This is a genomic window from Pseudomonas sp. MWU318, assembly GCF_016756945.1.
GTDB classification, from domain to species: domain Bacteria; phylum Pseudomonadota; class Gammaproteobacteria; order Pseudomonadales; family Pseudomonadaceae; genus Aquipseudomonas; species Aquipseudomonas putida_A.
Genome location: NZ_JAESJL010000002.1, coordinates 788,792 through 805,107 on the forward strand (window position 1 = coordinate 788,792; position 16,316 = coordinate 805,107).

Annotated in this window: 19 protein-coding genes; 1 reads left to right on the forward strand and 18 read right to left on the reverse strand. The window is 59.8% G+C overall.

Annotated elements, in window-relative coordinates; genetic code table 11:
- Nucleotides 1–75 precede the first annotated feature (75 nt).
- The 18 genes from bamB to trmJ all read right to left on the reverse strand — a co-directional run bounded on the left by bamB (nt 76) and on the right by trmJ (nt 15,219).
- Nucleotides 76–1,227, reverse strand: a complete 1,152-nt coding sequence (gene bamB, locus JN524_RS07505; protein WP_027612133.1) for an outer membrane protein assembly factor BamB — start codon at nt 1,225–1,227, stop codon at nt 76–78.
- The gene (locus JN524_RS07510) at nt 1,220–1,861 is read right to left on the reverse strand and encodes a tetratricopeptide repeat protein (protein WP_007964436.1); all 642 of its coding nucleotides are present in this window, start codon (nt 1,859–1,861) and stop codon (nt 1,220–1,222) included. The genes bamB and JN524_RS07510 overlap by 8 nt, the downstream gene beginning before the upstream one ends.
- 41 nt (nt 1,862–1,902) lie before the next feature.
- A complete protein-coding gene (gene hisS, locus JN524_RS07515; RefSeq protein ID WP_007964435.1) occupies nt 1,903–3,192 on the reverse strand; it encodes a histidine--tRNA ligase in 1,290 nt (429 codons plus the stop codon).
- Between the two features lie 36 nt (nt 3,193–3,228).
- The gene (ispG, locus tag JN524_RS07520; protein WP_007964434.1) at nt 3,229–4,338 is read right to left on the reverse strand and encodes a flavodoxin-dependent (E)-4-hydroxy-3-methylbut-2-enyl-diphosphate synthase; all 1,110 of its coding nucleotides are present in this window, start codon (nt 4,336–4,338) and stop codon (nt 3,229–3,231) included.
- A gap of 3 nt (nt 4,339–4,341) precedes the next feature.
- The gene (locus JN524_RS07525) at nt 4,342–5,379 is read right to left on the reverse strand and encodes a RodZ domain-containing protein (protein WP_115988960.1); all 1,038 of its coding nucleotides are present in this window, start codon (nt 5,377–5,379) and stop codon (nt 4,342–4,344) included.
- Complete coding sequence (pilW, locus tag JN524_RS07530; RefSeq protein WP_007964430.1) at nt 5,379–6,137, reverse strand: type IV pilus biogenesis/stability protein PilW; 759 nt, start codon at nt 6,135–6,137, stop codon at nt 5,379–5,381. The genes JN524_RS07525 and pilW overlap by 1 nt, the downstream gene beginning before the upstream one ends.
- A gap of 12 nt (nt 6,138–6,149) precedes the next feature.
- Nucleotides 6,150–7,298 (reverse strand): 23S rRNA (adenine(2503)-C(2))-methyltransferase RlmN, encoded by a 1,149-nt coding sequence (rlmN, locus tag JN524_RS07535; RefSeq protein WP_003227893.1) that lies wholly within the window; start codon nt 7,296–7,298, stop codon nt 6,150–6,152.
- Between the two features lie 28 nt (nt 7,299–7,326).
- Nucleotides 7,327–7,752, reverse strand: coding sequence for a nucleoside-diphosphate kinase (gene ndk / locus JN524_RS07540; protein ID WP_003227894.1), 426 nt, complete (start codon nt 7,750–7,752; stop codon nt 7,327–7,329).
- Nucleotides 7,753–7,839: 87 nt separating this feature from the next.
- The gene (gene iscX, locus JN524_RS07545) at nt 7,840–8,040 is read right to left on the reverse strand and encodes a Fe-S cluster assembly protein IscX (RefSeq protein WP_003227895.1); all 201 of its coding nucleotides are present in this window, start codon (nt 8,038–8,040) and stop codon (nt 7,840–7,842) included.
- 14 nt (nt 8,041–8,054) lie between these two features.
- Nucleotides 8,055–8,396 (reverse strand): ISC system 2Fe-2S type ferredoxin, encoded by a 342-nt coding sequence (fdx, locus tag JN524_RS07550; protein ID WP_003227897.1) that lies wholly within the window; start codon nt 8,394–8,396, stop codon nt 8,055–8,057.
- Nucleotides 8,396–10,261 carry a Fe-S protein assembly chaperone HscA gene (gene hscA / locus JN524_RS07555; protein WP_003227899.1) on the reverse strand — a complete coding sequence of 622 codons (1,866 nt, stop codon included), beginning with the start codon at nt 10,259–10,261 and terminating at the stop codon, nt 8,396–8,398. The genes fdx and hscA overlap by 1 nt, the downstream gene beginning before the upstream one ends.
- Before the next feature lie 51 nt (nt 10,262–10,312).
- A complete protein-coding gene (gene hscB, locus JN524_RS07560; RefSeq protein ID WP_008084660.1) occupies nt 10,313–10,834 on the reverse strand; it encodes a co-chaperone HscB in 522 nt (173 codons plus the stop codon).
- Between the two features lie 8 nt (nt 10,835–10,842).
- Nucleotides 10,843–11,166, reverse strand: a complete 324-nt coding sequence (iscA, locus tag JN524_RS07565) for an iron-sulfur cluster assembly protein IscA (protein ID WP_003227904.1) — start codon at nt 11,164–11,166, stop codon at nt 10,843–10,845.
- Between the two features lie 28 nt (nt 11,167–11,194).
- Nucleotides 11,195–11,581 (reverse strand): Fe-S cluster assembly scaffold IscU, encoded by a 387-nt coding sequence (gene iscU, locus JN524_RS07570; protein ID WP_003227907.1) that lies wholly within the window; start codon nt 11,579–11,581, stop codon nt 11,195–11,197.
- 83 nt (nt 11,582–11,664) lie between these two features.
- Nucleotides 11,665–12,879 carry an IscS subfamily cysteine desulfurase gene (locus tag JN524_RS07575; protein ID WP_007964423.1) on the reverse strand — a complete coding sequence of 405 codons (1,215 nt, stop codon included), beginning with the start codon at nt 12,877–12,879 and terminating at the stop codon, nt 11,665–11,667.
- A gap of 50 nt (nt 12,880–12,929) precedes the next feature.
- Nucleotides 12,930–13,421 (reverse strand): Fe-S cluster assembly transcriptional regulator IscR, encoded by a 492-nt coding sequence (gene iscR / locus JN524_RS07580; RefSeq protein ID WP_007956690.1) that lies wholly within the window; start codon nt 13,419–13,421, stop codon nt 12,930–12,932.
- Nucleotides 13,422–13,668: 247 nt separating this feature from the next.
- Nucleotides 13,669–14,445, reverse strand: coding sequence for a serine O-acetyltransferase (cysE, locus tag JN524_RS07585; protein WP_024014221.1), 777 nt, complete (start codon nt 14,443–14,445; stop codon nt 13,669–13,671).
- Nucleotides 14,446–14,448: 3 nt separating this feature from the next.
- Entirely contained in the window at nt 14,449–15,219 is a 771-nt protein-coding gene (gene trmJ, locus JN524_RS07590) for a tRNA (cytosine(32)/uridine(32)-2'-O)-methyltransferase TrmJ (protein ID WP_202368977.1), read from the reverse strand.
- Nucleotides 15,220–15,364: 145 nt separating this feature from the next.
- On the opposite strand from trmJ, the gene suhB reads away from it, so the two are divergent.
- Nucleotides 15,365–16,183 (forward strand): type III secretion system regulator SuhB, encoded by an 819-nt coding sequence (gene suhB / locus JN524_RS07595; protein ID WP_007964419.1) that lies wholly within the window; start codon nt 15,365–15,367, stop codon nt 16,181–16,183.
- Nucleotides 16,184–16,316 lie beyond the last annotated feature (133 nt).

The window sequence follows — 16,316 nt, forward strand, 5'->3', positions numbered from 1 at the left end:
CTCGGGGCAACGCCGGTTAGCGCTGCAAGCCCCGGAAATCCGGGGCCGCTTGGGGGTTAACCCCAAGCATAGTTGTTACTTGATGGTCAGGGCTTCCAGTTTGCCGCTGTTGCCATACACATAGATCGTGTTGCCCACCACCAGCGGACGGGCACGCAGGCCGTCACTGTCGATACGCTCACGACCCACAAAACGACCGTCCACCTGGCTCAACAGGTGCAGGTAACCTTCCAGGTCACCGACGGCTACGTAGCTGGAGAACACTTCCGGAGCCGACAGTTGGCGGCGAGCCAGCGAGTCGTTGCTCCACAGTGCAGTAGTCGAACGCTCGTCAACGCCTTCAACGGTGCCCGAAGACAGGCTCACGTAGACGTTGCCGAAACCTTGAGCGACACCGGCATAGCTCGACGCATCGCGCTGCCAGAGCTGGCGACCGCTTTGCAGGTCGAGTGCCGCGACGCGGCCCTGATAGCTGGCGACGTACAGGGTTTCACCGGACAGCAGCAGACCGCCATCGATGTCGACCACGCGCTCCAGTTCCGAACGACCGGTTGGAATCGCGACCCGTTGTTCCCACACCGGCACGCCGTTGGAAATGTCCAAGGCAACCACTTTACCGGTCGACAGGCCAGCCACCGCGAGGCGGTTGGTCACGACGGGTGCGCTGGTGCCGCGCAGGGTCAGGACCGCAGGGGTGCTGTCATAAGTCCAACGACGGTCGCCGGTAGCAGCGTCCAGACCGATCAGACGATCGTCCTGAGTCTGTACCACGACAACGTCACCGTTGTTGGCCGGCGGAGCGAGGACTTCGCTGGAAACCCGGGCGCGCCACTTCTCTTCGCCGTTGATGGCGTCGAGGGCAACGATTTCACCTTTGAGGGTACCGATCGTGACCAGACCGTAACCTACGCCAACGGCGCCGGAGACAGGCAGTTCAAGATCCTTTTTCCACTTCACGTCGCCATTGCTGCGATCCATGGCCATCAACACGCCGGTCACATCGGCCGCGTAGATGGTGTCACCATCGATCGCCGGCACCAGCATGTTGTAGGTTTCACCCTGACCGTCACCGATCGAACGGCTCCACTGCTTTTGCAGAACCACTTCTTCTTTGAAGTCGGTCAGCTCGGCCGGTGGCAGTTCTTTTTTGCTGTTGCTGCTGCAACCCGCGGCCAGAATGGCCAGAGCCAGCAATGCTGCATGCTTCCAACGGATCACGTCACGCATCCCCTTTGGCCAGGTCGTCGAGCTTGATTTGAAGGCCGCCGACTGCCGCTTCATCCGACAGTGCCGCCTTGGCTTTTTGATACGCGGTGTTCGCCTCGTCGGTACGACCCAGCTGAACCAGCAGATCACCCTTGAGTTCTTCGCGAGTGGCCAGGAACGCCTTGTCGGCATCGCCGTCGAGCAGCTTCAGGGCTTCATCGGCCTTGTTCTGCGCACCCAGCACCTGCGCCAGACGCTGACGGGCGATTTCGCCCAGCGCCGGGTTGGCCGGTTTGGCAACGATGGCTTTGAGTTCAGTCGCAGCGTCGTCCAGCTTGCCGCTGTCGACCGCTACTTTGGCCACGAACAGGCTGCCGTACTGCGCGTACGCGGTGCCGCCGAATTCGCTGTTGAGCTTGCCGGCCAGATCCGCAACGCGGGCAGCGTCAGGCTTGCCGTCCGGGGTCAGCGTGGTTTCCAGCAGTTGCTGATAGAGCACCGAGGCGCCTTGCGACTGGTTGCTCTGATACTTGTGAAAAGCCTGCCAGCCGAACACGATGACCAGCGCCAACAGGCCGCCGGTGACCAGAGGTTTGCCGTTGCGTGTCCACCAGTCCTTCAAATCCGCCAACTGTTCGTCTTCGGTACTCGACACCCCAATACTCCTTAATCGCTAAATCGGCTGTTTAGACAGCTTCAACCCTGCACGACGCAGGTGGCCAGGTGAGCGGCAAGCGCATCCCAGGCAATGCTTTGTTGTTCGCCCTGGCCACGCAGGGGTTTGAAACCTACCACTTGCTGGGCCATTTCGTCGTCACCCAGGATCAGTGCATACAGCGCACCGCTCTTGTCGGCTTTCTTGAACTGGCTTTTGAAGCTGCCGGCGCCGGCATTGACTTGCAGACGCAGGTTTGGAAGCTGGTCACGTACCCGCTCGGCCAGGGCCAGACCGGCCAGTTCGGCCTGCTCGCCAAAGGCACAGAGGTAGACATCGACCTGACGGGAGATTTCTTCCGGGATCTGCTCCAGGGTTTCGAGCATCAACACCAGACGCTCGATGCCCATGGCGAAACCCACGCCGGTAGTCGGCTTGCCGCCCATCTGCTCGACCAGACCGTCGTAACGACCGCCCGCGCAGACAGTGCCCTGGGCGCCGAGCTTGTCGGTGACCCATTCGAATACGGTTTTGCTGTAGTAATCGAGGCCGCGCACCAGTTTCGGGTTAAGCACGTACGGGATGCCAACCGCGTCCAGACGCGCCTTCAGACCTTCGAAGTGCGCACGGGATTCGTCGTCCAGGTAGTCGGCCATCTTCGGCGCATCGACCAGTACCGCCTGAGTGTCGGCATTTTTGGTGTCGAGCACGCGCAGCGGGTTGGTTTTCAGGCGACGCTGGCTGTCTTCGTCGAGCTTGTCGTGGTGCGCCGAGAGGTACTCGACCAGCGCTTCACGATAGCGACCACGGGATTCGCTGGTGCCCAGGCTGTTGAGCTCGAGCTTGACCGCATCACGGATACCCAGCTCGCCCCACAGGCGCCAGGTCATGATGATCAGCTCGGCGTCGATGTCCGGACCGTCGAGGTTGAACACCTCCAGACCGATCTGGTGGAACTGGCGATAACGGCCTTTCTGCGGACGCTCGTGGCGGAACATCGGGCCGATGTACCAGAGTTTCTGCACCTGACCACCGCCGGTGATGCCGTGTTCGAGCACCGCACGCACACACGCCGCTGTGCCTTCCGGGCGCAGGGTCAGAGAGTCGCCGTTGCGATCTTCGAAGGTGTACATCTCTTTTTCGACGATGTCGGTCACTTCACCGATCGAGCGCTTGAACAGCTCGGTGAATTCGACGATCGGCATGCGGATCTGCTTGTAACCGTAGTTATCCAGCAGACGCGCGACAGTGCCCTCGAAATAACGCCACAGCGGGGTCTGTTCGGGCAGGATGTCGTTCATGCCACGAATGGCTTGCAGAGACTTGCTCACTTTAAATCCTTAAATTCATTCGGCTTTCAGTCAGGCTCAGCCGCGCGCGATGACCGCTGCGTCAGCTTCGACCTTCTCGGCCGCTTTCTCGCGGATCAGCTTTTCCAGCTCATCCACCAGATTGTCATTCGTCAGTTTCTGCGACGGCTTGCCGTCGATGTAAATCAGGTTTGGCGTGCCGCCGGTCAAACCGATATGGGCTTCCTTGGCTTCGCCGGGGCCGTTGACCACGCAGCCGATCACCGCGACATCCAGCGGCACCAGCAGGTCTTCAAGGCGCCCTTCCAGCTCGTTCATGGTCTTGACCACATCGAAGTTCTGCCGCGAGCAGCTCGGGCAGGCGATGAAGTTGATGCCACGGGAACGCAGATGCAAAGACTTGAGAATGTCGTAACCGACCTTCACTTCCTCGACCGGATCGGCCGCCAGCGAGATGCGGATAGTATCGCCAATCCCCTCGGCGAGCAGCATACCTAGGCCCACGGCGGATTTCACTGTGCCCGAACGCAAACCACCGGCTTCGGTGATGCCCAGGTGCAGCGGCTGGACGATTTCTTTCGCCAGCAGACGGTAGGCTTCGACGGCCATGAACACGTCGGAGGCTTTCACGCTGACCTTGAAGTCCTGGAAATTCAGGCGCTCGAGGTGCTCGACGTGACGCAGCGCGGACTCGACCAGTGCAGCCGGGGTCGGTTCGCCGTATTTCTTCTGCAGGTCTTTTTCCAGCGAGCCGGCGTTGACGCCGATACGGATCGGAATCCCGCGATCACGGGCGGCATCGACCACGGCACGCACCCGGTCTTCACGACCGATGTTGCCCGGGTTGATGCGCAGGCAGTCCACACCCAGTTCGGCGACGCGCAGAGCGATCTTGTAGTCGAAGTGGATATCGGCAACCAGCGGCACCTTGACCAGTTGCTTGATCCTGCCGAACGCCTCGGCGGCGTCCATGTCCGGTACCGAAACGCGGACGATGTCGACGCCGGCCGCTTCCAGACGATTGATCTGGGCGACGGTGGCAGCCACATCATTGGTGTCGCTGTTGGTCATGCTCTGCACAGCGATGGGCGCATCGCCGCCAACAGGTACGTTACCGACCCAGATCTTGCGCGAAACGCGACGTTTGATTGGAGATTCGCCGTGCATGACTTATTGACCCAACTTCAGGCGAGCAGTCTCGCCACTGGTGAACGGAGCGATATCGACCGGTTGGCCGTTGTAGCTGACCTGTGCGGCGCGAGCCACACCCAGGCGTACCGCCAGTGGCGGCTTGCCGGAAACCGAAACGCTGTCGCCTTTATGTTTCAGACCGCTGAACAGCACTTTGCCACGACCATCGGTGACCTGTGCCCAGCAATCGGCGGTGAACTGCAGTTGCACCTGGCCGTCGCCAGCCGCTGGGACAGCTGCTTCTGCGGTCGGCGCAGGGGTAGCCGCGACCACTGGTGCGGTGACCGTCGGCGCTGGTGTGGCCGGGGCATTCGGTGCCGGAGTCGCCGGAGCCGCCACAACCGGAGCCGGTGTGTGAACCGGTGCGGCTGGCGTGGTTGCAGCCGGGGCGGCGGGTGCGGTGGCCGGAGCAACCGGCTCGGCACCGGTCGATTCAGCGGTGGTTTCCGATTGCGGCAGTGCCAGCGCGGTTGCGCCCTCGGCCTGACCTTCGGCAACGGCCTGGTCTTCCGGCTCGTCGATCGGGTGAATCTGTGTGGTGCCGTCGGCGCCTTCGACTTCAACGTGCTCCGGGGCCAGGCTGGTCACGTCCTTGCTGCGCTGCGAGGTCTGATCCTGCCACCAGACGAAACCGCCGCCGATGACCGCGACCAGCAACAGCAGGCTGACAATACGCAAAATAGTGTGTGAAACCCGCACCGGCTCTTCGATACGACCCAGCGCATGCACGTTGCTGCCCTGTGAGTCGGTGCCGGTGGACTGGTCGAATTGCTGAACCAGAACAGTCTGATCCATCCCGAGCAATTTGGCATAAGCGCGAATGTAACCGCGAGCGAAGGTATGCCCAGGCAGCTTGTCGAAAGCGCCAGCTTCAAGATTGCTCAGGGAAGTCACGGTGAGGTTGAGCTTGAGGGCCACTTCGGCCAGCGACCAGCCATTGCTTTCGCGGGCCTGGCGCAAAGTCTCACCGGGATTAACGCGAGTCGCTGCTACAACTTCGGGATGCGCCGCTTTCATCATTGCTCCGACAGGTATTGCTGATATTCCGGCGTACCGGGATAGAGTCGTTTTAATTGCAGGCCATAACTGGCGGCCTTGTCGCGATCTTCAAACACTTTTGCCAGCCGAACGCCGAGCAATAGACTACGTGCATTTTGCTCGGTTAGCAGGCTGAAACGGTCGTAATAGTCACGCGCGGGCACATAATGCCTGTCTTCGAAGGACAACTCAGCCATTTCCAGCAAAGCGCGCGGTTGTTGACGGTTGAGCCGCAGGGCTTTTTCCAGTTGCTGCTGCGCCAGATCCCGCTGACCGAGTTTCGAGGCGGTCATGCCGAGGTTCTCGAAGACTCGCGAACGCTCAGGATACAGGGTATCGGCGGCTGCCTGCTCAAAACGCTCGTAGGCTTCCTTGTAACGCTGTTCTTCGTAGAGAAAACTGCCGTAGTTATTGAGGATTCGTGCATCGGTGGGACGCGAGGACAGGGCTTTGCGGAAATGTTCGTCGGCCAGCTTCGGCTCCATTTCGGCCTGGAACACCAGGCCGAGGGCAGCGTTGGCATCAGGATCGGAGCCGTCCAGCTCCAGCGCCTTCTTCAGCGGCACCTTGGCGCGCTCGGTCATCCCTTGCTGCAAGTATCCCAGTCCCAGCTGCACGTAGGCGGCACGCGCTTCGTCGCGGCCCTTGCTGGTCTTCATCGGGTTGTAGTCACCCGACAGGACACAACCAGCACACAGGCTGGCCATCAGCAACAGCAGCGCAAAGCGCAGGGACATAGAGATCCTCTCTTAGTTAGTGTTCGCGGCGTTCTGTGCCAGATCGCTGTCGGCGCTCAACTCGCGCACGGCGATGTAACGTTCACTGCGACGGGTGCGATCCAGCACCTGCCCTACCAATTGACCACATGCGGCGTCGATGTCTTCACCACGGGTGGTGCGGACAGTGACGTTAAAGCCGGCCTGATGCAACTGATCCTGGAACCGACGAATGGCGTTGTTGCTCGGCCGTTCGTAACCGGAATGCGGGAACGGGTTGAACGGAATCAGGTTGATCTTGCATGGAATGTCTTTGAGCAGTTCGATCATTTCCACGGCGTGCTCAAGCTTGTCGTTGACGTCCTTGAGCAAGGTGTACTCGATGGTCAGCACACGTTTCTCGCCCAGGGCGGACATGTAGCGCTGGCACGACTCGAGCAGCATCTTAAGCGGATATTTCTTGTTGATCGGCACCAATTGGTTACGCAATGCGTCATTCGGTGCGTGCAGGGACAACGCCAGGGAGACGTCGATGTGCTTGGCCAGCTCATCGATCATCGGCACCACGCCCGAAGTGGACAGGGTCACGCGGCGCTTGGAGATCCCGTAACCGAGATCATCCATCATCAGATGCATGGCGGCCACGACGTTGTCGAAGTTCAGCAGCGGTTCGCCCATGCCCATCATCACCACGTTGGTGATGGCGCGGTCGATGGTGGCGGGAACACTGCCGAAGGATTTGTTGGCAATCCACACCTGACCGATGACTTCGGCGGCGGTGAGGTTGCTGTTGAAGCCTTGCTTGCCGGTGGAGCAGAAACTGCAGTCCAGGGCACAGCCAGCCTGGGACGAAACGCACAGCGTGCCGCGTTTGCCCTGGGGAATGTACACAGTCTCGACACAGCTGCCGGACGCCACGCGCACCACCCACTTACGGGTGCCGTCGCTGGAAATGTCCTCGCTGACCACTTCGGGACCACGGACTTCAGCAATAGCCTTGAGCTTGTCGCGCAAGGCCTTGCTGACGTTCGTCATGGCGTCGAAATCATCGACGCCAAAGTGGTGAATCCATTTCATTACCTGACCGGCACGGAAACGCTTCTCCCCGATTGAGTCGAAGAATTTTTCCATTTCCGGCTGGGTCAGACCCAGCAGGTTTGTTTTAACAGTCGATGTAGTCATGGATTCACCTTCACTCTTAAAGCAATGCTTAGCGAGTGGTTACTTCAGTAGCTGCGAAGAAGTACGAGATTTCGCGAGCAGCAGCGGCTTCGGAGTCCGAACCGTGAACGGCGTTGGCGTCGATCGACTCAGCGAAGTCAGCACGGATGGTGCCGGCAGCAGCTTCTTTAGGGTTGGTAGCGCCCATCAGCTCACGGTTGCGAGCGATAGCGTTTTCGCCTTCCAGAACCTGAACAACCACTGGACCGGAGATCATGAAAGCAACCAGGTCACCGAAGAAACCGCGCTCTTTGTGCTCAGCGTAGAAGCCTTCAGCTTCGGCTTTGGACAGCTGCTTCATTTTCGAAGCAACCACTTTCAGACCAGCCTTTTCGAAACGGGTAACGATTTCGCCGGCAGCGCCTTTTGCAACAGCGTCAGGCTTGATGATGGAGAAAGTACGTTGAACAGCCATGGTGTAACTCCAGAAACAGTAATTTGCGAAAAATTAAACCCGCGAATTATACGCGGGTTCTTGGGTATTGCCTAACCTGCGAGACGATCAGTCCAATTCTGCGGCCCAAAGCTCCTGAACCCTTTCCAACACCTTCTCGCCAACGCGGCCAGAGGTCTTATCGAAGTCAGGCAGCTCCTCGATCATATGCTGCAGACGGACGAAACCTACAGAGTACGGATCGAGCCCCTCATGGGTCTCGGCCAGCTCTTCTGCAATACGTTGAACATCATTCCAACCGTAGCTCATGACAGTCTTACCAGTCAGTGCGGCGCTTCGGCCGCATGGTTAAGCGAATATTTCGGAATCTCGACGGTGATGTCTTCTTCACCAACGATAGCCTGACAGGCCAGACGCGATTGCGCCTCCAGACCCCAGGCGCGATCGAGGAAGTCTTCTTCCAGCTCGTCCGCCTCTTCCAGCGAGTCGAAACCCTCGCGGATGATGCAGTGGCAAGTGGTGCAGGCGCAGACGCCGCCGCAGGCACTTTCCATCTCGATGTGATGTTCGTGAGCCAGATCGAGAATCGAAGTGCCGGGTTCGGCCTCGACCACCATGCCTTCAGGGCAAAACTTCTCGTGGGGCAGAAAAATGACCTGCGGCATCAGATATCCTCGATTTCATTCAGATTGCGCCCCGACAGAGCGGCTTTCACCGTCAGATCCATGCGGCGGGCAGCAAAAGCATCGGTCACTTGCGACAGACGCTTGGTCTGCTGCTCGATAGCATAACCATCAGTGCCTTTCATCAGTTCGGCCAGTTCCTGCATCTGCAGTTCGATGACCATGCGCTCTTCGGCGTCGAGCAAACGCTCGCCATCAGCCTCCAGAGCACCCTGCACCGCTTCAATCAGGCGCTGGGCATCGACTTGCTGCTCGCGCAGAACGCGGGCGACCTTGTCGTCATTGGCGTGCTGGAACGAGTCCTTGAGCATCTTGGCGATTTCGCCGTCGGTCAGTCCGTAGGACGGCTTGACCTGAATGCTCGCCTCAACGCCCGAACCCAGTTCACGGGCAGACACGCTGAGCAGACCGTCGGCATCGACCTGGAAGGTCACGCGAATCTTCGCCGCACCGGCCACCATCGCCGGAATGCCGCGCAGTTCGAAGCGCGCCAGGGAGCGGCAGTCGCTGATCAGCTCGCGCTCACCCTGGAGCACATGGATCGCCATGGCCGACTGGCCGTCTTTATAAGTAGTGAAATCCTGCGCACGGGCGACCGGGATGGTGGTGTTGCGCGGAATCACCTTCTCCATCAGCCCGCCCATGGTTTCCAGCCCAAGGGACAGTGGAATCACGTCGAGCAGCAGCAGTTCGCCGCCATCGCGCTTGTTGCCAGCCAGCGTATCCGCCTGGATCGCGGCCCCGATGGCCACCACTTGATCCGGGTCGATTTCGGTCAGTGGCTGACGACCGAAGGCTTCGGCGACGGCTTCACGAACGCGCGGCACACGAGTTGAACCACCGACCATGACCACGGCATGTACGTCTTCCAGCTCGATACCGGAATCACGCACGGCGCGGCGGCAGGCTTTCAGGCTGCGGGCGACCATCGGCTCGATCAGCGCATCGAAGGCTTCGCGGGTCAGCTGCGCTTTCCAGTCACCGTAGGCGACTTCAACGCTGGCCGCATCGGTCAGGGCTTCTTTGGCCGCACAGGCGGTTTGCAGCAGATTGCGTTGTGCGCCCGGATCGAGATCAGCGGACAGGCCGGCGCTCTCGATAATCCAGCCGGCAATTGCGTGATCGAAGTCATCGCCGCCCAGCGCGCTATCGCCGCCGGTGGCCAGCACTTCGAAAACACCGCCAGTCAGACGCAGAATCGAAATATCGAAGGTTCCGCCGCCCAGGTCATAGATTGCGACCAGACCTTCGGCGTGTTGATCCAGGCCATACGCCACGGCGGCAGCGGTCGGCTCGTTGAGCAGACGCAACACGTTCAGACCGGCAAGTTTCGCCGCGTCTTTGGTGGCCTGGCGCTGAGCATCGTCGAAATACGCCGGAACGGTGATCACCGCACCGACCAGTTCGCCACCCAGGGTCGCTTCAGCACGCTGACGCAGGACCTTGAGGATATCGGCGGAGACTTCGACCGGGCTTTTCGGGCCTTGCACGGTGTCGATGAACGGCATGTGCGATTCGCCACCGACGAAGCGGTATGGCAGTTGCTCGCCCAATTGCTTGACGTCGGACAAGCCACGCCCCATCAGGCGCTTGACCGACAGCACAGTGTTCAAGGGATCGGAGGACGCGGCCAGCTTGGCCGACTCGCCAACCTCGACGCGGTCGGCGTGATAACGCACGGCGGACGGCAGGATGACCTGCCCGTCAGCGTCGGCCAGTGGTTCGGAAAGACCACTGCGCAACGCAGCAACCAGCGAATTGGTAGTACCCAAGTCGATCCCCACAGCCAGACGACGCTGGTGCGGTTGAGGACTTTGGCCGGGTTCGGCGATCTGCAGTAGGGCCATCGTGATCAGGACTTATCTGTATATCAGGCGTGCGACCGGAGCGGCACTGGGTTAATCGTCGAGGCGCTCTTCTAACTGGCGCACTTCGTAGGTGAGCTTGTCGAGGAACTGCATGCGCCGCATCAGGCGTTCGGCCTGTTCGCGTTGCGCCGCATCATCCCAACAGGCTGCGAAGCTTTCGTTGAGTTCTTCCTGAGCCACCTTCAGGCGCCGCTTGAATACCGCGACACCGTCGAGGTCGGCACTGTCCTGAAGGTCTTCGAGTTCTTCGCGCCATTGCATCTGCTGCAGAAGAAACTCGGGATCATGGACCGTGACTTCCATCGGCACTTCATGCCCGCTGATGGTCAGCAGATAGCGTGCACGCTGGGCCGGACTCTTGAGCGTCTGGTATGCGTCATTGAGCCGCGCAGACTGCTCGAGCGCCGACCGCTGCTCGCGCTCGGATGCGTCGGCAAAGCGGTCAGGATGAACGCCACGCGCCAACTCACGGTAGCGCGTGGCCAACTGCTCGAGATCCAGGCGAAAGCTCGGCTGCAGCTCGAATAACGCGAAATGACAAGGAATACCCACGACAAGCCTCAGATGTTGAAGCTTTCGCCGCAGCCACATTCACCGCGTACGTTGGGATTGTTGAACTTGAAGCCTTCGTTCAACCCTTCCTTGACGAAATCGAGCTCGGTGCCGTCCAGGTAGGCCAGGCTTTTCGGGTCGATGATCACTTTCTCGCCGTGACTTTCGAACACTTGATCCTCGGCAACCACCTCGTCGACAAACTCCAGCACGTAGGCAAGGCCGGAACAGCCTGTGGTGCGAACACCCAGACGAATCCCTTCACCTTTGCCGCGCCCGTCGAGGGAGCGTCGCACGTGTCGAGCAGCCGCTTCTGTCATGCTGATAGCCATCGTTGACTCCTTACTCGTCGCGCAATGCTTAGATCAAGCCTTTCTTCTGCTTGTAGTCGCGAACAGCCGCTTTGATAGCGTCTTCAGCGAGTACCGAGCAGTGGATTTTCACTGGCGGCAGGGCCAGTTCTTCGGCCAGCTGAGTGTTCTTGATGGTCTCGGCCTCGTCCAGCGTCTTGCCCTTCATCCACTCAGTGGCCAGGGAGCTGGAAGCGATTGCCGAACCGCAGCCGTAGGTCTTGAACTTGGCGTCTTCGATAACGCCCTGATCGTTGACCTTGATCTGCAGACGCATCACGTCGCCGCACGCCGGGGCGCCGACCATGCCAGTGCCGACATCCGGGTCTTCCGCGTTCATCTTGCCGACGTTGCGCGGGTTTTCGTAGTGGTCGATGACCTTTTCGCTGTAAGCCATGGTGCTTAATCCTCACTCATCAGAGAGTCGCTCTTTAAGCCCTGCAACCTGGGGTCGCAGGGCCGGTTCGCGGCGACTTGAAATCAGTGTGCCGCCCACTCGATTTTCGAAATGTCGACACCGTCTTTGTACATGTCCCACAGCGGCGACAGAGCGCGCAGCTTGGTAACGGCCTCGCAGACTTTCTGCGCGGCGTAGTCGATTTCTTCTTCGGTGGTGAAACGGCCGAAGGTGAAACGGATCGAGCTGTGCGCCAGTTCGTCGTTGCGGCCCAGGGCGCGCAGTACGTACGAAGGCTCCAGGGACGCCGAGGTGCAGGCCGAACCGGACGATACCGCCAGATCCTTGAGCGCCATGATCAGCGACTCGCCTTCAACGTAGTTGAAGCTCAGGTTCAGGTTGTGCGGAACGCGGGCGGTCAGGCTGCCGTTGACGTACAGCTCTTCCAGGTGCTCGACCTGCTTGTAGAAGCGGTCGCTCAGGGCTTTGATGCGCACGTTTTCGGCAGCCATGTCTTCCTTGGCTACACGGAACGCTTCGCCCATGCCGACGATCTGGTGGGTCGCCAGGGTGCCGGAACGCATGCCGCGCTCGTGACCGCCGCCATGCATGGTCGCTTCGATGCGCACACGCGGCTTGCGGCTGACGTACAGCGCGCCGATGCCTTTAGGGCCGTAGGTTTTGTGGGCGGAGAACGACATCATGTCGACTTTCAGCTTCTGCAGGTCAATGTCGACCTTGCCAGTGGACTGAGCCGCGTCAACATGCAGCAGAACGCCCTTGGAGCGGGTCAGTTCGCCGATGGCAGCGATGTCGTTGATGGTGCCGATTTCGTTGTTCACGTGCATCACCGACACCAGAATGGTGTCTTCGCGCAGTGCCGCTTCGATCATCGCAGGGGTGATCAGTCCGTCTTCAGTCGGCTCGAGGTAGGTCACTTCGAAACCTTCACGCTCCAGTTGGCGCATGGTGTCGAGAACGGCCTTGTGTTCGATCTTGCTGGTGATCAGGTGCTTGCCTTTGGAACCATAGAAATGCGCCGCACCCTTGATCGCCAGGTTGTCGGATTCGGTGGCACCGGATGTCCAGACGATTTCACGCGGGTCAGCGTTGACCAGATCGGCCACCTGACGACGGGCGTTTTCGACGGACTCTTCAGCTTTCCAGCCGAACACGTGGGAACGGGACGCCGGGTTACCGAAGTTTCCGTCGACCAGCAGGCATTCACTCATCTTTTGCGCAACGCGCGGATCGACCGGGGTGGTCGCAGAGTAATCAAGGTAAATCGGCAATTTCATGGACTATCTCCTAAATCAGGCTGGCTGGCGTGCCGCTAGCTCTTTGGCTGTCATTCGACGGCGGACGCTTCAATCTTGTCCAGGCGCGGCGCCTTGCCATTGCAACGACGCTGATCCTGACGCTGGGCCACTTCCTGCACCTCACGGCGAGTTACGAGGTCGGCCAAGCTGATACCGCTGAGAAATTCGTGAATCTGCAGGCTCAGGTCGCACCACAGGTGATGAGTCAGGCAGGTGTCGCCGGAATGGCAATCGCCCTGGCCCTGGCACTTTGTAGCGTCGACCGATTCGTTGACCGCATCGATCACCTGAGCCACCTGGATGCCCTGCATGTCGCGTGACAGCTGGTAGCCACCGCCTGGACCGCGAACACTGGAAACCAGGTTACTGCGGCGCAGCTTGGCAAAAAGCTGTTCGAGATAGGACAGGGAGATGCCTTGGCGCTCGGAGATATCGGCCAGGGACACCGGCCCGTGCTGCGCGTGCAACGCCAGGTCAAGCATGGCGGTCACGGCGTATCGGCCTTTTGTAGTCAGTCGCATGGACAATTACCACGGAGTTCGGAATGGGCGGGAGTATGCAATTCCCGAGCATTTAAGTCAACTATAAGACCTAGTGCTTTAGTCGGGTTTACCCGCAAAAGAGCGCGCGAATGATAGCAGGGTCTGCGGCTTAATGGCACACCACCTGCCGGATGCCTGTGTAGGAGCTGCCGAAGGCTGCGATCTTTGCTTTGGCTGTAAATAAGATCAAAAGATCGCAGCCTGCGGCAGCTCCTACAGAAACCTGTCAGCCGGCCTTGGATTCGTCTTTGCCTTTGACGCAGGCGAAATCTTCTTCACGCAGCTCAGGCAGATCTTTCGCACAGTAATTACTGCCCAGATCCTTCAGCGCGCCGCACATCCCCTCCAGTCGTCCGTCCACCGCTTGCAGATGATCGAGCAACTGACCGATGGCACGGGCCACCGGGTCAGGCATGTCTTCGCTGACCCCATAGGCATCGAAGCCGATCTTCTCGGCCATGGCTTTGCGCTTGGCGTCCTGCTCTTCATCGGTCTTGACGATGATCCGCCCTGGAATCCCCACTACTGTAGCGCCCGGCGGCACTTCCTTGGTCACTACGGCGTTGGAGCCGACTTTCGCGCCAGCCCCTACCGTGAACGGCCCAAGCACTTTGGCGCCAGCACCAACCACCACGCCATCACCCAGCGTCGGGTGGCGCTTGCCTTTGTTCCAGCTGGTACCACCAAGGGTTACGCCCTGATAAATCGTCACGTCATCGCCGATCTCGGCGGTTTCACCAATAACGATACCCATGCCGTGATCGATGAAGAAACGTCGTCCGACCTTGGCACCCGGATGAATCTCGATCCCGGTCAACCAGCGACCGAAGTTAGACACCAGGCGCGCCAGCCACTTCAGCTCATTGCGCCACAGCATCCCGGCAAGGCGATGAATCCAGATTGCATGCATGCCGGGGTAGCAGGTCAGGACTTCAAAAGCGTTACGCGCCGCCGGGTCCCGATGGAATACGCTCTGGATATCTTCACGCAAACGCTCAAACATCATTCAGTCCTTCCGCTTAAGAAGCTCACCACGGGCCGCTTTCTGGGTTTCCGTGAGGATGCCACGCAAAATATTCATTTCCGCCCGGCTGACCGAGCTGCGTCCGTACAACCGGCGCAGGCGCGCCATCAAGTGCCGCGGCTTTTCCGGATCAAGAAATTCGATGGCGACCAGCGTCTGCTCCAGATGCTCATAAAAGCGCTCCAGCTCATCCATGGTCGCGAGCTCGGCGCTTTTCACCGAGGCCACTTCTTCTTTCTCGATCTTGGTCGGCTGCCCTTGAGCGGCCAGCCAGGCCATGCGTACTTCATAGCTCAACACCTGCACCGCCGCCCCGAGGTTCAGCGAGCTGAACCCAGGATCGGAGGGGATGTGCACGTGAAAGTGACATCGCTGCAGCTCCTCGTTGGTCAGGCCGGAGTCTTCACGACCGAATACCAAAGCGATTTGCGCGCCCTGCTCCGCCTCTTCGACCACTTTGCTCCCGCATTCGCGGGGATCGAGCAGCGGCCAGGGAATGCGCCGGTCACGAGCGCTGGTGCCGAGCACCAGATTGCAGCCGACCAGGGCGTCTTCCAGCGTGGCGACGACCTGCGCGTTTTCAAGGATGTCACCGGCACCAGAAGCGCGGGCATCGGCTTCGTGGTGCGGAAACAACCGCGGTTCGACCAGCACCAGCCGCGACAGACCCATGTTTTTCATGGCGCGCGCGGCCCCGCCGATGTTGCCGGGGTGGCTGGTATTGACCAGGACGACACGAATGTTCTGCAGCAAGGGAGGCGCTCTCGGACACAGGAAAGGGGTGCAAATCTTACAGAACAGCCTACCGTTAAGCTATGAAAGCGAACAGCGACCTTCACCTGAAGAAAAGTTCTGATAGAATGCGCGGCTTTCTTTAACAACCTTAGGTGACACATCCATGCAGCCCATGCTGAATATCGCGCTGCGCGCCGCCCGCAGCGCCAGTGAACTGATCTTCCGCTCCATCGAGCGCCTGGATACCATCAAGGTCGACGAAAAAGACGCCAAGGATTATGTATCCGAGGTCGATCGCGCCGCCGAACAGAAAATCATCGACGCTCTGCGCAAGGCTTACCCGAATCACTCGATCCAGGGTGAAGAGACCGGCATGCACGTCGGTAACGGCATCGAAGGCGAAGAGTACCTGTGGATCATCGATCCACTGGACGGCACCACCAACTTCCTGCGTGGCATTCCTCACTTTGCTGTCAGCATTGCCTGCAAATACCGTGGTCGCCTGGAACACGCAGTGGTTCTGGACCCGGTTCGCCAGGAAGAATTCACCGCCAGCCGTGGTCGCGGCGCTCAACTGAACGGTCGTCGCCTGCGCGTCAGCGGTCGCACCAGCCTCGAAGGCGCTTTGCTGGGCACTGGCTTCCCGTTCCGTGACGACCAGATGGACAACCTCGACAACTACCTGGGCATGTTCCGCGCCCTGGTTGGCCAGACTGCCGGCATCCGCCGCGCCGGCTCCGCCAGCCTGGACCTGGCCTACGTGGCTGCCGGTCGTTTCGACGCGTTCTGGGAATCGGGCCTGTCCGAGTGGGACATGGCTGCAGGCGCCCTGCTGATTCAAGAAGCCGGCGGCCTGGTGAGCGACTTCACCGGCGGTCACGACTTCCTTGAAAAAGGCCACATCGTTGCCGGCAACACCAAATGCTTCAAGGCAGTGCTGACGGCGATCCAGCCGCACCTGCCGGCTTCGCTGAAGCGCTAAGCTACCCGCGAAAAGCAAAAAGCACCCTTCGGGGTGCTTTTTTTATGCCTGCGATTCAATTCCCCCTCTGTAGGAGCTGCCGAAGGCTGCGATCTTTTGATCTTGCTCTTAAAAAACAAAGTCAAAAGATCGC

What these genes read in the sequence shown, in the direction of transcription:
- suhB (WP_007964419.1), top strand. Translation starts at nt 15,365, where the DNA reads ATGCAGCCCATGCTGAATATCGCGCTGCGCGCCGCCCGCAGCGCCAGT.
- ispG (WP_007964434.1), bottom strand. Translation starts at nt 4,338, where the DNA reads ATGCACGGCGAATCTCCAATCAAACGTCGCGTTTCGCGCAAGATCTGG.
- JN524_RS07575 (WP_007964423.1), bottom strand. Translation starts at nt 12,879, where the DNA reads ATGAAATTGCCGATTTACCTTGATTACTCTGCGACCACCCCGGTCGAT.
- ndk (WP_003227894.1), bottom strand. Translation starts at nt 7,752, where the DNA reads ATGGCTGTTCAACGTACTTTCTCCATCATCAAGCCTGACGCTGTTGCA.
- iscU (WP_003227907.1), bottom strand. Translation starts at nt 11,581, where the DNA reads ATGGCTTACAGCGAAAAGGTCATCGACCACTACGAAAACCCGCGCAAC.
- rlmN (WP_003227893.1), bottom strand. Translation starts at nt 7,298, where the DNA reads ATGACTACATCGACTGTTAAAACAAACCTGCTGGGTCTGACCCAGCCG.
- fdx (WP_003227897.1), bottom strand. Translation starts at nt 8,396, where the DNA reads ATGCCGCAGGTCATTTTTCTGCCCCACGAGAAGTTTTGCCCTGAAGGC.
- JN524_RS07525 (WP_115988960.1), bottom strand. Translation starts at nt 5,379, where the DNA reads ATGAAAGCGGCGCATCCCGAAGTTGTAGCAGCGACTCGCGTTAATCCC.
- pilW (WP_007964430.1), bottom strand. Translation starts at nt 6,137, where the DNA reads ATGTCCCTGCGCTTTGCGCTGCTGTTGCTGATGGCCAGCCTGTGTGCT.
- bamB (WP_027612133.1), bottom strand. Translation starts at nt 1,227, where the DNA reads ATGCGTGACGTGATCCGTTGGAAGCATGCAGCATTGCTGGCTCTGGCC.
- iscX (WP_003227895.1), bottom strand. Translation starts at nt 8,040, where the DNA reads ATGAGCTACGGTTGGAATGATGTTCAACGTATTGCAGAAGAGCTGGCC.
- cysE (WP_024014221.1), bottom strand. Translation starts at nt 14,445, where the DNA reads ATGTTTGAGCGTTTGCGTGAAGATATCCAGAGCGTATTCCATCGGGAC.
- iscA (WP_003227904.1), bottom strand. Translation starts at nt 11,166, where the DNA reads ATGGCTATCAGCATGACAGAAGCGGCTGCTCGACACGTGCGACGCTCC.
- hscA (WP_003227899.1), bottom strand. Translation starts at nt 10,261, where the DNA reads ATGGCCCTACTGCAGATCGCCGAACCCGGCCAAAGTCCTCAACCGCAC.
- iscR (WP_007956690.1), bottom strand. Translation starts at nt 13,421, where the DNA reads ATGCGACTGACTACAAAAGGCCGATACGCCGTGACCGCCATGCTTGAC.